Raw genomic sequence first — 13,552 nt, 5'->3', positions numbered from 1 at the left:
CGCGAGGGACGTAACACGGCAGAAACACTGAAGACATGGCCGGGCAACCCCCCGGCCATAGCGTCCCCAGGACGCTAGCCACCCGTGGACGTGCCAGGAGGATGTGTGTTCGCCAATCCCGAGGAACTGCTGCGATACCTCAAGAACGAGGACGTGAAGTTCGTCGACGTTCGTTTCTGTGACCTGCCCGGTGTGATGCAGCACTTCAACCTGCCGGTCGAGTCCGTCAACGACGACCTCTTCACCGACGGCCTCGCGTTCGACGGCTCGTCGATCCGCGGTTTCCAGGCGATCCACGAGTCGGACATGCTCCTGCTCCCGGATGTCGCCACCGCGTTCATCGACCCGTTCCGCGCGCAGAAGACGCTCGCGCTGAACTTCTTCATCCACGACCCGTTCACCCGCGAGGCCTACAGCCGCGACCCGCGCAACGTCGCGAAGAAGGCCGAGGCGTACCTGGCGGCCAGCGGCATCGCCGACACCGCCTACTTCGGCGCCGAGGCGGAGTTCTACATCTTCGACTCGATCCGCCACGAGACCTCGGCGCACCAGTCGTTCTACTACATCGACTCGATCGAGGGCGCCTGGAACACCGGCCGCGATGAGGCGGGCGGCAACCTCGGCTACAAGACCGCCTACAAGGGCGGCTACTTCCCGGTGCCGCCGGTCGACCACTACGCCGACCTGCGTGACTCGATCGTGCGCCGCCTGGTCGACACCGGCTTCACCGTGGAGCGCTCGCACCACGAGGTGGGCACCGCCGGCCAGTCCGAGATCAACTACAAGTTCTCGACGCTGCTGCACGCCGGCGACCAGCTCCAGCTCTTCAAGTACATCGTGAAGAACGAGGCCTGGGCCAACGGCAAGACCGCCACGTTCATGCCCAAGCCGCTCTTCGGTGACAACGGCTCCGGCATGCACACCCACCAGAGCCTCTGGCTCAACGGTGAGCCGCTGTTCTACGACGAGACCGGCTACGCCGGCCTGTCCGACACCGCCCGCTGGTACATCGGCGGTCTGCTGCACCACGCGCCGTCGCTGCTGGCGTTCACCAACCCGACGGTCAACTCGTACCGCCGGCTGGTTCCGGGCTACGAGGCCCCGGTCAACCTGGTCTACTCGCAGCGCAACCGCTCCGCCTGCACCCGCATCCCGGTGACCGGCAGCAACCCGAAGGCCAAGCGCGTCGAGTTCCGCGTGCCGGACCCGTCGGCAAACGTCTACCTGGCCTTCTCGGCCATGATGATGGCCGGCCTGGACGGCATCAAGAGCAAGATCGAGCCGCCGACGCCGATCGACAAGGACCTCTACGACCTCCCGCCGGAGGAGTGGGGCGACGTCAAGCAGGTCCCGGGCTCGCTGCCGGCCGTGCTCGACTCGCTCGAGGCCGACCACGACTACCTGCTTGAGGGCGGCGTCTTCACCCCCGACCTGATCTCCACCTGGGTCGACTGGAAGCGCGCCAACGAGGTCGACCCGGTGCGTCTGCGCCCGACCCCGCACGAGTTCGCCATGTACTACGACTGCTGAGCCTGATCAAGGCTCTGACCTGCACCAACAGGATCGTCACTGATCTTGCGTGAAGGTTGGTGTCAACCTCACGGACGGCGGTCATGCCGGCTCAAAGCCGGCGTGGCCGCCGTTTCGTGTTGGCTGAGCGCGCCGTCGATGAGCAGCCGGTTCCGGTCGAGTACGTCCAGCCACTCGTGCACCGCCCTAACATCTCAGAGATGCCCGGTCGCTGGAGCCTCCCCCGCGCCGCGAAGCGCCTTCATCGCGACGTCCTGGGGCAGCGCCCCATTGCACGTCCTGAGGCCGGACACTGCTCCGCCTGATCGTCGCGTGAGAACCTTTCAACTTCTCCAGGGGGGCCGAAAGTTGGCCGCCCGGCACGGACCCGGGGTCGGGGCTGAGGCTAAAGCGTGGAGCCAGATGGCTCCGCGCCGCAGCTCATGATCGTGGCTCCGTGCCGGCGAATCGATATACCCACGAATGCTCGACACCGTCCCCGCCCGTCTCTGACAGGAGATAGACGGACCAGGTGTCGCCACGCACGTTGCCTGTCCGTAAACCCGACGAGGGCTGGCCATCCATGTCCAGCTGCACGATCTGGCAGCGGCCGTCACGGGGACCGCCTACCAAGCGAATGCCGGTAGTCCGGTCAAAGATCTCGCCCTTGAGCCACCGACGGATGTTCCGCATTGCCGCTGTCTCGATGTCGCCCACGACCGAACTACACCACGCATCCTCGGTGGCGACAAAGCTGGCCGCCGCGCTCGCCGCACCAAGATCGTGCTCGATCCTGGATGTAGTGGCCTCGAACGCGCCAGAAGCCACTACATCCATGTTCGAGCGCGATCTTCTCGCATCCGACCGATGGTCACGGATGCGGCGAGCGCTCCGGTGCGTGCCGCCACCTCCCCAGGAGCAGGAACAGGAGCAGGACGGTCATCGCGAGAGCGCCGGGGGCTTTCGTGAAGCGGGCCAGGTTGGTGCCGTCGGGCAGCGCCAGGAAGGCAGCCACGGCGGCCGGCAGCACGAACCACGTGGTCCGGGCGGCGCTGAGCGCGAGCAGGGCCAGCGGCCAGGTCGCGTACCAGGGGTGGAAGACCGGGGACAGGATGACGGTGGCGACCAGGGCGAGGCCCGCGCCGTGCAGCACCACGCGGCACCGCGCCGAGCCGTCCGACAGCCCGCCCGACCCGGCGTCCGCTCGCCGCCAAACTCGCCAGGTACGCCACCAGAGGGCAACGAGCACGACCGCGAGCAGCACCAACGCGACCACGCGGGCCACCGGCACGGCCTGCGGGTCGCGCCCGACCAGCGCGCCGGCGTAGTCGACGACGAATCCGACGGCGGTGGGCGGCGACGTCCACTGCTCGGAGTCCCCGCTGCGGGTCAGCCCGCCCACCCAGCCGAACCCCAGACCGGTCAGCGCCGAGCTGCCGAGCACCGCGGCGACGAGGCCGCCGCCCAGCCACGCGCCGCTGCGCAACACCGTCCGGCCGGATGCTCCCACCAGTACCGCGAACGGCACCACCACGACTGCGCTGGCCTTCACGGTGACCGCCAGCCCGAGCAGCGCGCCGGCGAGCAGCAGCGCGCCGGGCCGGCCCGGCCGACGGACCGCCACCAGCAGCCCGCACAGCAGCAGACCCAGCATCACGGCGTCGTTGTGCGCGCCGCCCACCAGGTGTACGCCGACCAGCGGCGCGGCCAGCGCCAGCCAGGCCGCCCGCCGGGTCGGCACGCCGGTGGCCCGGGCCAGCGGAGGCAGGCAGAACGCGGCCAGCAGCATCCCGGCCACGGCGATCACCCGCAGCAGTACGACAGTGCCGGTGAGCCCGCCTCCGACGGTCACCGCGAGCGCCGCGAGCAGCACGAACACCGGCCCGTACGGCGCCGGCGTGTCCCGCCAGATCGGCGCCACCGTCTCCAGCCACGGGCAGCCGGCCGCCGCCACTGGAACCGCGTACGGGTCGACACCGTGCGCGTAGGTCCAGCCCTGGCAGGCGTACGAGTAGACGTCGCGGCTGCCCAGGGGCGGCGCGAGCAGCAGCGGCAGCGCCCACAGCGCGGCGGTGACGCACGCCCACCGGCTCGACGGCGCACCGGCGCGCAGTGACCACCACGCTCCGACGAGCAGCGCGGTGCCGACCAGCCAGCAGGCCAACGTCGCCGGGCCGCCCGGGGCTCGCCAGATCGACACGGGCGTGACGTTCAGCGGGGCGTCGGGCAGCGCCCCGCCGAGATAGCCGGCGACGGCGAGCAGGACCGAGCCGACCAGCCCCGCGTACCGCGCGAGCCGGCCCGCGGAAGACGACACAGACGACGGGGCCGACGGACCCGAGAGCGGCGAAGGTGCGCCGGGAGTGGTCACCGGCGCACCTTCCCTCAGTCGACGGGGACCGGTTTTCGGGCCGCCCGAGCCGACCGTACCAACCGGATGGCCAGCACGATCACCAACAGCGTCATCAGTGGTGCCCCGACCGTCTTGGTGTACCTGGGCAGCCCGGTGCCGTCGGGCAGCACCAGGAACGACGCCACCAGCGCGACGACGATGAACCATCCGGTACGCCGGGCGGTGGCCGCCAGCACCGCCAGGGGCCAGACCCAGTACCAGGGGTGGAAAAGTGGCGCGAGGGCGACCGTGGCGGTCAGCGCCACGGCGGCGTACCACAGCGGCTCCCGGGTGCGGGCCCGCCACCAGAGCCACACCAGCAGCACCGCCAGCACCGCGACGCCGATCCCCCGGGTGACGGCGAGCGCGTCGACGTGCCCACCGAAGGGCACCGCCAGGTAGCCGACGGTCTGCCCGACCGCCGTGGACGGCGACGTCCAGGCGATCACGTCACCGCCTCGGGCCAGCCCGCCGACCCAGCCGAAGTCGAGGCCGGCGGCGAAGGTCACCCCGACCACGACGGCGACCGCGCCGCCGACCACCCAGCCGCCGTGGCGGATCAGCGCGCGGATCGAGTACCCGCCGACGATCGCGGCCAGCGCGGCGAACGGCACCACGACCAGCGCCGTCACCTTGATGCCGGCGGCGAGTCCGAGCAGCACGCCACCGGCGAGCAGCGGTCCGGGGCGTCCGGGCCGGGAGGCGATCACGGCCAGCCCGGCGACGAGCAGGCCGACCATCAGGGCGTCGTTGTGCGCGCCGGAGACCAGGTGCACGGCGACCAGCGGGCAGGCGAGCGTCAACCAGACCGCCCGGGAGGCCGGTACGCCAACCCGTCGGGCCAGCACCGGCAGGCTGACCGCCATCAGCGCGACCCCGGCCACGGCGATCAGCCGGAACACCACGATCGCGCCGGTCAGCGAGCCGGTGGCCTTGACCACCGCGCCGGACAGCACCACGAACAGCGGCCCGTACGGGGCCGGGGTGTCCCGCCAGATGTACGAGATGGTGTCCAGCCAGGGGCAGGGCAGCGCGGAGACGCCCTGCTCGTACGGGTTGATCCCGGCGGCGTAGCTGGCGCCCTGGCAGGCGTACGCGTAGACGTCGCGGCTGGCCAGCGGGGGTGCGATCAGCAGCGGCAGCAGCCAGAGCCCGACGGTGACCAGCGCCCAGCGGGTCGACGGCACGTCGTCGCGCAGCGACCACCAGGCGTACGCCAGCAGCGCGGTGCCGACCAGCCAGGCGACGAGCACCAGCGGCCCGTGCGGGCCCTGCCAGATGCTGACCGGGTTGCTGCGCAGGGGTGAGTCGGTCAGTGCGCCGCCCAGGAACGCGGCGACGGCGAGAAGCGCCGATCCCGCCAGTCCGGTCCAGCGCGCGAGGTGGTGAGGCACGCCGGACATGCTGCCAGTACGGTTGTCGCGGTACGGAGGTGGGCATGCGGCGCAGTCGGGTGGTGGCGGTGGCCGCCGGTTGCTCCGTCGTGCTCGGCGCGCTCTGGCTGGCCCTGCCGCTGATGGGCTCGGACCTGGCCGCGCAGGTCGCCCGCGCGGACTTCTTCGCCGCCCACGGGCTCAGCCCGGTGGATCTGCGCTGGTACGGCGGGGTGGAGCAGTTCGGCTACAGCCTGGTGTCGCAGCCCGTGATGGCGGTGCTCGGCGTGCGGGTGACCGGTGTGCTGGCGCTGGTGGCGTCGGCGACCGCGCTGGCGGCGCTGCTGGTCCGCAGCCCGGTGCCGCGTCCGCTGCTGGGCAGCCTGGTCGGCGTGGTCACGCTGGCCGGCAACCTGGTCTCGGGCCGGGTGACGTACGCCCTCGGTGTCGCCTTCGGGCTGGGAGCGCTGGTCGCGCTGACTCGGGGCGTACCCCCGGGTCGTCGGGTCGCACTGGCGGCGGCCGGCGCGTTGCTGGCCTCGGCGACGAGCCCGGTGGCCGGCCTGTTCGTCGGCCTGGCGGGCGCGGCGCTGCTGCTGGCCGGCCGGTACGCCGACGGGCTGGCGCTCGGTGTCGCGGCGGCCGTGCCGCTGGGCGCGACCGCCCTGCTCTTCGGCGACGGCGGCTGGATGAACATCAGCCGCACCGACACCCTGCGGGCGGTGGTGACGAGTCTGGTGGTGGCGGCGCTGGTGGCGTACCGGCCGGTGCGGTTCGGCGCGCTGCTGGCCGCCGCCGGGGTGCTGGTCGCCGCGGGCGTGCACACGCCGGTGGGGTTGAACGCGACCCGGTTGGCGACGATGTTCGCGCTGCCGGTGCTGGCCGCCGCCGCCCGCCCGCCGGCCTGGCTGTCGGCCCGCCTGGCCCGACGGCCGGCGCTCGGACCCGTGCCGGCCCGGCTGTTGGGTGGGATCGGCCTGGCCGCGCTGCTGGCCGCCGTCTGCGGGTGGCAGCCGCCGGTGGTCCCGGCGGACCTGCGCGGCATCGGCGACCCGACCAGCGCGCCCGGCTATCACGCGCCGCTGCGCGCGTTCCTGGCCGGGCAGCGGCTCACCGGCCGGGTGGAGGTGCCGCCGACGCGCAACTACTGGGAGGCGGCCCGCCTCGGTGAGGTGCCGCTGGCTCGCGGCTGGTTGCGGCAGGCCGACATCGACCGGAACCCGCTCTTCTTCACCACCGTGCCCGGCGCGACCGGCACCGGCGTGCCGCTCACCCCGGCCAGCTACCGGGCCTGGCTGGCGGAGAACGCCGTGCAGTACGTGGCGGTGCCGGATGCCCCGCTGTCCTGGGTGGGACGGGCCGAGGCGGAACTCGTCGAGGGCGGGCTGCCGTACCTGACCCCGGCCTGGTCCGGCCCGCACTGGCGGGTCTGGGCGGTGGCCGACCCGACGCCGCTGGTCGCCGCGCCCGCCGAGCTGGTCCGCGCGGACGGCGCGGCAGTCACCTTCCGGGCCCCGACCGCCGGTCCGGTGGCGGTCCGGGTGCGGCACAGCCGCTGGCTGACCGCGTCCGGCGGCGCGACGGTCACCGCCAACGGGGACTGGACCACCGTCACCGTCCCCCGCGCCGGCGAATACACCCTCGGCTGACCTTCCTACCCCTCCAGCACGCGTTGGGCGGCGGCGCGCGAGCGGCGGCCGGTGCGCAGGTACTCGTCGAGGAACTCCCCCGGGTCGTCGCGGCCGAGCAGCCGGACCACCCCCGCCAGCTCCACGCCGTGCCGGGGAAGCTGGTCGCCGGCCCGGCCCCGGACCAGCATCAGCGCGTTGCGGACCTGCGCGGCCAGGGACCAGCCGGCGGCCATCTCCGCGGCGTCCGCCGCATCGATCAGGCCGGCCCGCTCGGCCGCCGCGAGGGCATCGAGGGTACGCGTGCCGCGCAGTTCCGGGATCGCGCCCGCATGTCGGAGCTGGACGAGCTGGACCGCCCACTCGACGTCGGCCAGCCCGCCCCGGCCCAGCTTCGTGTGGGTGGCCGGGTCGGCCCCGCGTGGCAGCCGCTCGGTCTCCACCCGGGCCTTGATCCGGCGGATCTCGACGACCTGCTCGCGGGTCAACCCGTCGGCCGGGTAGCGCACCGGCTCGATCATCGCCTCGAACTCGGCGCCCAGGTCGGCGTCACCGCAGACGAACCGGGCGCGCAGCAGCGCCTGCGCCTCCCACACCCGCGACCAGCGGGCGTAGTACTGGGCGTACGCGGCGAGGCTGCGCACCAGCGGACCCTGCCGGCCCTCGGGGCGCAGGTCGGCGTCGACACCCAACGGCGGGTCGGGGGCGGGTACGCCGAGCAGTCGGCGCAGTTCCTCCGCGATGGCGTGCGCGGCGGCGCTGGCGGCGCTCTCGCTGCTGCCGGCGGGCGGGTCGTAGACGAAGAGCACGTCGGCGTCGGAGAGGTAGTTCGACTCGTACCCGCCGAGGCGGCCCATCCCGATCACCGCGAACCGCAGCCCGTCCGGGCCCGGTTGGCTGGCCCGCGCGGCCCGCAGCGCGGCGGCGAGGGTGGCGTCGGTGACGTCGGCGAGCGCCGTGCCGACGTCGGTGACGTCGGCCAGGCCGGGTGACGGCCGCGTCGTGCCGTCCGTCCGGGTCGGGACGGGTGCGAGCGCGCCAGCCCGGCAGAGCACGTCCGCGCAGGCCACCCGGACCAGCTCCCGACGGCGCAGCGCCCGCACCGCGCGGGTCGCCTCGACCGGGTCCGTGTGCCGGGCCGCCGCCGCGAGGAAGCCGTCGCGCAGCACCGGACGCGGACGCGGCGACAGCTCGTTCTCCTCGGCGAGTAGCCGCAGTGCCTCCGGGTCCCGGGCGAGCAGGTCGGCGACGTACCGGGACAGGGCCAGCACCCGGGCCAGCCGGCGGGCGACGGGACCGCCGTCCCGCAGCAGGCGCAGGTACCAGGGGGTGCTGCCCAGCTTGTCGGAGACCTTGCGGTAGTTGAGCAGCCCCCGGTCCGGCTCCGGCGCGTCCGCGAACTCGCTCAGCAGCACCGGCAGCAGGGTGCGCTGGATGGCCGCCGTACGACTCACCCCGCCGGTGAGCGCCTGGAGGTGACGCAGCGCCCCGGCCGGTTCGGCGAAGCCGAGGATCTCCAACCGGTGCCGGGCCGCCTCCGGGGTGAGCCGGAGCCCGTCGGCGGGTACCCGGGCCACCGACTCCAGCAGCGGCCGGTAGAGCAGTTTGGCGTGCAGCCGTCGTACCTCGGTGGCGTGGGTGACCCAGTCGGCCCGGAAGCTCTCGACGGCGCTGCGGCCCGGCGTGGCCACGAAACCCAACGCGGCGGCCAGCCAGCGCAGCGCCCCCGGCTCGGTGGGCACGGTGTGCGTACGGCGCAGGGCCTGAAGTTGCAGCCGGTGCTCGACGGCGCGCAGGAAGCGGTAGCCGCGCAGCAGCGACTCCCCGTCGGCGCGGCCGACGTAGCCGCCGGCGACGAGCGCGCGCAGCGCCGGAATGGTGCCCGGCGCGCGCAGGGTCTCGTCCCCGCGGCCGTGCACGAGTTGCAGGAGCTGAACGGCGAACTCGATGTCGCGCAGCCCGCCCGGACCACGCTTGATCTCGCGTTCCAGCTCCTTCGGCGGGATGTTGTCGATGATCCGGCGGCGCATCGCGCGGACGTCCTCGACCGCCTCGGGTCGTTCGGCGGCCCGCCACACCAGCGGCGCGAGCTGGTCGATCCACTCCTGGGCCAGCGGCAGGTCCCCGGCGGCCGGACGGGCCTTGAGCAGCGCCTGGAACTCCCAGGTGCGGGCCCACCGGCGGTAGTAGGCGAGGTGGCTGGCGAGGGTACGCACCAGCGGGCCGCGACTGCCCTCGGGCCGCAGAGCGGCGTCCACCGGCCAGGCGACCATCCCGCAGACGGAGATCAGCCGGGTCGCCACCTGGGTCGCGGCGGGCAGGTCGGCGTCCTCGGCGGCCACGAAGATCACGTCCACGTCGGAGACGTAGTTCAGCTCGCCGCCGCCGCACTTGCCCATCGCCACCACGGCCAGCCGGGGCCGCTCGGTGCCCGCCGCCAACTCGGCGACGGCGATCTCGTACGCGGCGGCCAGCGTCGCGTCGGCCAGCGCGGACAGCGCCGCCATGGTCTGCTCCAGGGCCCGGCCGCCGGTGAGGTCGGCCGCCGCGATCCGCAGCAGGGAGAGCCGGTACGCGGCACGCAGCACCGCCACCGGGTTCCCGTCGCCGGCCGGTTCCAGCCGACCGTCGGCGACCGGCGCGAGTCCGTCCGGTGCGGTGCGCAGCGTCAGACAGTGCTCGGGATTCGCCACCAGATGATCACCGAGCGCCGACGACGCGCCCAGCACGGCGATCAGCCGACGCCGCAGCCCGGGGTCGGCGTGCAGCTCGGCGAGCAGCGGCGACGCGTCGGTACCGCCGTTGGTCCGCCGCTCGGCCTCGACGATGCGGTGCAGCTGGCGCAACGCCAGGTCCGGGTCGGCGGCCCGGGACAGCGCGGCGAGCAGCTCCCCGGCCGCGTCGTCGACCGGCTCCTGCTCCTCCGGCTGCCACAGACCCAGCCCGTCCGGGCCGAGCAGGTCCGCGGCGCGGGCCCCGCCGTCGCCCTCGGCGGTGCCGAAGCCGTAGCGGGCGAGCCGGCCCGGGGCTCTCGTCGGACGGCTCATCAGTGCCCGAGCAGCGGCAGGCCGGGCCGGATCGTGCCGACGTCCAACTCGCCGAGGGCCAGCGCGGCGAACCGGGCGGCGAACGGCTGCCAGACCTCCTCGACGTCCACCATCACCGAGTCGCAGGCCGCCACCACCAGCTCCGGGTCGTAGCCCAACTCGGCGAGCAGGGTCGAGTCGGTGGCCCAGTCGGCGATCATCGCGGTGTCGCACTCGATGTGGAACTGCAACCCCCAGGCCCGGTCACCGAGCCGGAACGCCTGGTGCGGATAGCGGGTGGAGGCCGCCAGCAGGGTGGCGCCCCGGGGCAGTTCGGTGATCTCGTCGGAGTGCCACTGGAGCACGTCCGGGATCAGCGGCACGTACCGGAACAGCGGGTCCTGCTCGGCGGCGTCGCGCCGGCCGACCACACCGGGGCCGATCTCCGGCCCGGACGGGCTCCGCTCGACCAGCCCGGCATGCGCCGTGGCGAGCAGTTGCGCACCCAGGCAGACGGCCAGGGTCGGCACGCGGTACCGGACCGCCTTGCGCAGCAGCCCCTCCACGGCCGGGAACCAGGGCGCCCCGGGGGAGCCGTCCGGCAGCGGATACGCCTGCTGGTCGCCACCCAGCACCACCAGTGCCGCGTACCCCTCAAGGTCGGCGGGAAGTTCCTCACCGGCGTGCGGGCGGACCACCCACAAATCCAGCCCTGCCTCGGTCAGCCACTCACCCAACCGGCGCGCGTCGTCCGTCGGGTCGTTCTCGATCACCAGCGCGGTTGCCACCCGTCGAGGCTAGCGGGTGCCGCGCGCTCCGCCACGCCCCGGCGCGGGTCGGTGCCACCGGCTGGCGGCCTTCGTGTCGACGCGGTGGCTAGGCTCTGCGGTTGTGATCAACGAGGACTCCACCGTCGTCCGCCCGCCCGTGCTGCGCCCGGGTGACACGGTGCTGCTCGTCTCGCCGTCCGGGCCGACCTCGCCCGAGCGGGTGGCCCGGGGCGTGGAGCTGCTCACCGGTTGGGGCCTGCGCCCGATACCGGCCCCGAACGCGTACGCCCGTCACGGCTACCTCGCCGGCACCGACGACCTGCGGGCCGCCGACCTGAACGCGGCGTTCGCCGACCCCGAGATCCGGGGCGTGATCTGCACCCGGGGCGGCTACGGCGCCCAGCGGATCGTCGACGCCATCGACATGGCGGCCGTACGCCGCGACCCGAAGGTGGTGGCCGGCTTCTCGGACATCACCGCGTTGCAGCTCGCCCTGTGGCGGGGCGCCCGACTGGCCGGCGTACACGGCCCCGGGGCGGCCTGGCGGGACGAGCGGACGCCGCTGCGCTCCGCCGAGTCCCTGCACGCGGCGCTGATGACCACCGAACCGGTGACCGTCGAGGCGGTACCCACCGAGGAGACCTTCGACGTCCGCGTCCCCGGCCGCGCCACCGGCACCCTGCTCGGCGGCAACCTGTGCCTGCTCGCCGCGTCGATCGGCACACCGGACCTGCCCGACCTGACCGGCGCGGTGCTGTTGATCGAGGACGTGCAGGAACCCCCGTACAAGGTCGACCGGATGCTCACCCAGCTCCGCCGCGCCGGCGCGCTGGACGGGCTGGCCGGGGTGGCGGTCGGACAGTTCACCGACTGCGGCGACGGCTGGGACACCACGATCGTCGACGTGCTCACCGAACGCCTCGGCGACCTGGGCGTACCGGTCCTCGGCGGCCTCCCCATCGGCCACGGCCACAACCAGTTGACCGTCCCGGTAGGCACCGAAGCACAACTGGACACCGAAACCAACACCCTCAAGGTCACCCCCGCAGTCCAGTAACCCCGCCCGGCCCGGCCCGCCCCGCCCCCCCGGCCCGGTCACCACCCGGCCCGGCCCCGGTGATCAAGAGGTTTGCGTCAGTTCCGGGCCGAATTCTGACGCAAACCTCTTGATCAACGAGGCCAGGAGGGCCGGAGGCCAGGAGGGCCGGAGGCCAGGAGGGCCGGAGGTCGGACGGCCGGAGGTCGGGGGCCCGGACGGCCGGGGGCCGGGGGCCGGGGGCCAGGGGGCCCGATGGCCCCGGGGTGTGGGTCAGCTGGTCAGGTGGGCTAGTGCGCCGGTTTCCAGGGCTGCCCACACTCCGTGGGGGGTGTGGACGATGCCGTGTGGTTCCGACTGCGGGGTGGGTAGGGCGTAGCTCTCGAATCGTCCGGTCGCATCGAGGTGCCCGATCCGGTTGGCGCCCCACTCGGTGAACCAGGCCCCACCCGCTGGGTCGGCCGCGATCGCGTGCGGGCGCGCGGCCCGGTCCGGCAACGGGACCTCGACGATCAGGCCGTCCGGCGTGATCCGGCCGACCTGGCCGGCGGTGATCTCGACGAACCAGATGACGCCGTCGGGGCCGAGGGCGATGCCGACCGGCCCGGCGTCCGCGGTGGGCAACGGGTACAGCGTCACCGTGCCGTCGAGGGCGATCCGGCCGATCGCGTTCGCGCGGTTCAGGGTGAACCAGAGGGCGCGGTCCGCGCCGGCGGTGATCATCGAGGGGAACCCGCCGGTGACCGGCAGCGGAAAGGTGGTCACCGTGCCGTCGGTGGTCACCCGGCCGATCGTGTCGGAGGTCATCCCCGCGTACCAGAGCGCCCCGTCGGGTCCGGCCGCGATGCCACCCGGCCCGGTACCGGGCGGCAGGGCGACCGTGCGCTGCGCGCCGTCGACGGTGATCCGACCGATCCGGTCATCACCGGAGCGGGTGAACCAGAGCGCACCGTCCGGACCCGTCGTGATGATCAACGGGCGGCCGCCGGCCGGCTCCAGCGGATGGGTTCGGACCGGGCCGTCGGGGTCCAGGCGGGCGACGCCGCCGCCATGGACCAACGTCAGCCACAGCGCGCCGTCGGGCCCGACCGTGATGCCGTACGGGCCGGCGTCCGGCCCGACGAGTGCGATCTCCCGGATCTCGACTCTCATCGGGGCGTACGTCCCTTCGTTCGCGGTGGACCGACCCTGACCGCCCGACAAGCGACAGCACAACCGATTTCCGCCTTCGATTGTCAGCCCGCTGACAGGTTCGCCACGGGTCGCACCCAGGCTTAACCGTCACTGTCGGTGACGACATCGCGTACCACCTAGCCTTCTGGAGGAGAGCATGTCCCGCACCATCAGTAGGAAGCACATGCTGGCCGGCCTGGCCGCCGCCGGTGTCCTCGGCGTCGGGATCGCGGCCCCGACGATCGCCTTCGCCGCCGACTCGCCGACACCGAGCGCCAGCACCGCCCCGGCGCCCGGGGCCAAGGCCGACCGGCAGGGTCAGTTCGCCGAGGATCTGGCCAAGGAGCTGGGTGTGCCCACCGACAAGGTGACCGCCGCGCTGGAGAAGATCCGCGAGCAGCACCGGCCGGCCGACCGGCCGCAGCGCCACTCGCCCGAGGATCGCAAGGCCGAGCTCAAGGAGCGGCTGGACCAGGCCGTCAAGGACGGCAAGCTCACCCAGGAGCAGGCCGACGCCATCACCAAGGCCGTCGAGGCCGGCGTCTTCCCGGGCGCGGCCGGCCACCCTGGCCCGTTCGGCCACGGCGGCCCGGCCGGACAGGGCGGCCCGGCCGGACAGGGCGGCCCGGCCTGATCAACTCGGCT

The 13,552-nt window shown here is 73.6% G+C and carries 9 protein-coding genes; 4 read left to right on the top strand and 5 right to left on the bottom strand.

The genetic code is table 11. The features are described from left to right. The first annotated feature begins 105 nt into the window (after positions 1-105). Positions 106-1,530 (top strand): type I glutamate--ammonia ligase, encoded by a 1,425-nt coding sequence (glnA, locus tag ACIA3K_RS03910; protein ID WP_355049337.1) that lies wholly within the window; start codon positions 106-108, stop codon positions 1,528-1,530. 850 nt (positions 1,531-2,380) lie between these two features. On the opposite strand, the gene mptB (ACIA3K_RS03905) is transcribed toward glnA, so the two are convergent. Further along, positions 2,381-3,826: a polyprenol phosphomannose-dependent alpha 1,6 mannosyltransferase MptB gene (mptB, locus tag ACIA3K_RS03905; RefSeq protein WP_396799069.1), complete on the bottom strand. Its 1,446-nt coding sequence runs from the start codon at positions 3,824-3,826 to the stop codon at positions 2,381-2,383. Between the two features lie 68 nt (positions 3,827-3,894). Next, complete coding sequence (mptB, locus tag ACIA3K_RS03900; RefSeq protein WP_396799067.1) at positions 3,895-5,295, bottom strand: polyprenol phosphomannose-dependent alpha 1,6 mannosyltransferase MptB; 1,401 nt, start codon at positions 5,293-5,295, stop codon at positions 3,895-3,897. A 44-nt stretch (positions 5,296-5,339) separates the two neighbouring features. Between mptB (ACIA3K_RS03900) and ACIA3K_RS03895 the strand changes: the two genes are divergently transcribed. Continuing rightward, positions 5,340-6,923, top strand: a complete 1,584-nt coding sequence (locus tag ACIA3K_RS03895) for a hypothetical protein (protein WP_396799065.1) — start codon at positions 5,340-5,342, stop codon at positions 6,921-6,923. Positions 6,924-6,928: 5 nt separating this feature from the next. On the opposite strand, the gene ACIA3K_RS03890 is transcribed toward ACIA3K_RS03895, so the two are convergent. Together ACIA3K_RS03890 and ACIA3K_RS03885 are read right to left on the bottom strand one after the other, a co-directional pair. Continuing rightward, entirely contained in the window at positions 6,929-9,949 is a 3,021-nt protein-coding gene (locus ACIA3K_RS03890; RefSeq protein WP_396799063.1) for a bifunctional [glutamine synthetase] adenylyltransferase/[glutamine synthetase]-adenylyl-L-tyrosine phosphorylase, read from the bottom strand. After that, positions 9,949-10,716, bottom strand: coding sequence for a type 1 glutamine amidotransferase (locus ACIA3K_RS03885; protein ID WP_396799061.1), 768 nt, complete (start codon positions 10,714-10,716; stop codon positions 9,949-9,951). The genes ACIA3K_RS03890 and ACIA3K_RS03885 overlap by 1 nt, the downstream gene beginning before the upstream one ends. 103 nt (positions 10,717-10,819) lie before the next feature. Here ACIA3K_RS03885 and ACIA3K_RS03880 point away from each other — a divergent pair, with 103 nt between their 5' ends. Continuing rightward, entirely contained in the window at positions 10,820-11,755 is a 936-nt protein-coding gene (locus ACIA3K_RS03880) for an LD-carboxypeptidase (RefSeq protein WP_396799059.1), read from the top strand. A 252-nt stretch (positions 11,756-12,007) separates the two neighbouring features. On the opposite strand, the gene ACIA3K_RS03875 is transcribed toward ACIA3K_RS03880, so the two are convergent. Further along, positions 12,008-12,886 (bottom strand): virginiamycin B lyase, encoded by an 879-nt coding sequence (locus tag ACIA3K_RS03875; protein WP_396799058.1) that lies wholly within the window; start codon positions 12,884-12,886, stop codon positions 12,008-12,010. 178 nt (positions 12,887-13,064) lie between these two features. Between ACIA3K_RS03875 and ACIA3K_RS03870 the strand changes: the two genes are divergently transcribed. After that, positions 13,065-13,541, top strand: a complete 477-nt coding sequence (locus ACIA3K_RS03870) for a hypothetical protein (protein ID WP_396799057.1) — start codon at positions 13,065-13,067, stop codon at positions 13,539-13,541. The last annotated feature ends 11 nt before the right edge of the window (positions 13,542-13,552 follow it).

Source organism: Micromonospora sp. NPDC051543 (assembly GCF_044454415.1).
In the GTDB taxonomy this organism is placed as follows: domain Bacteria; phylum Actinomycetota; class Actinomycetes; order Mycobacteriales; family Micromonosporaceae; genus Micromonospora.
Note: the sequence above shows the minus strand (reverse complement) of the source record. Positions and strands in the feature narration are given on the sequence as shown.

What these genes read in the sequence shown, in the direction of transcription:
- ACIA3K_RS03895 (WP_396799065.1), top strand. Translation starts at nt 5,340, where the DNA reads ATGCGGCGCAGTCGGGTGGTGGCGGTGGCCGCCGGTTGCTCCGTCGTG.
- ACIA3K_RS03875 (WP_396799058.1), bottom strand. Translation starts at nt 12,886, where the DNA reads ATGAGAGTCGAGATCCGGGAGATCGCACTCGTCGGGCCGGACGCCGGC.
- ACIA3K_RS03870 (WP_396799057.1), top strand. Translation starts at nt 13,065, where the DNA reads ATGTCCCGCACCATCAGTAGGAAGCACATGCTGGCCGGCCTGGCCGCC.
- ACIA3K_RS03890 (WP_396799063.1), bottom strand. Translation starts at nt 9,949, where the DNA reads ATGAGCCGTCCGACGAGAGCCCCGGGCCGGCTCGCCCGCTACGGCTTC.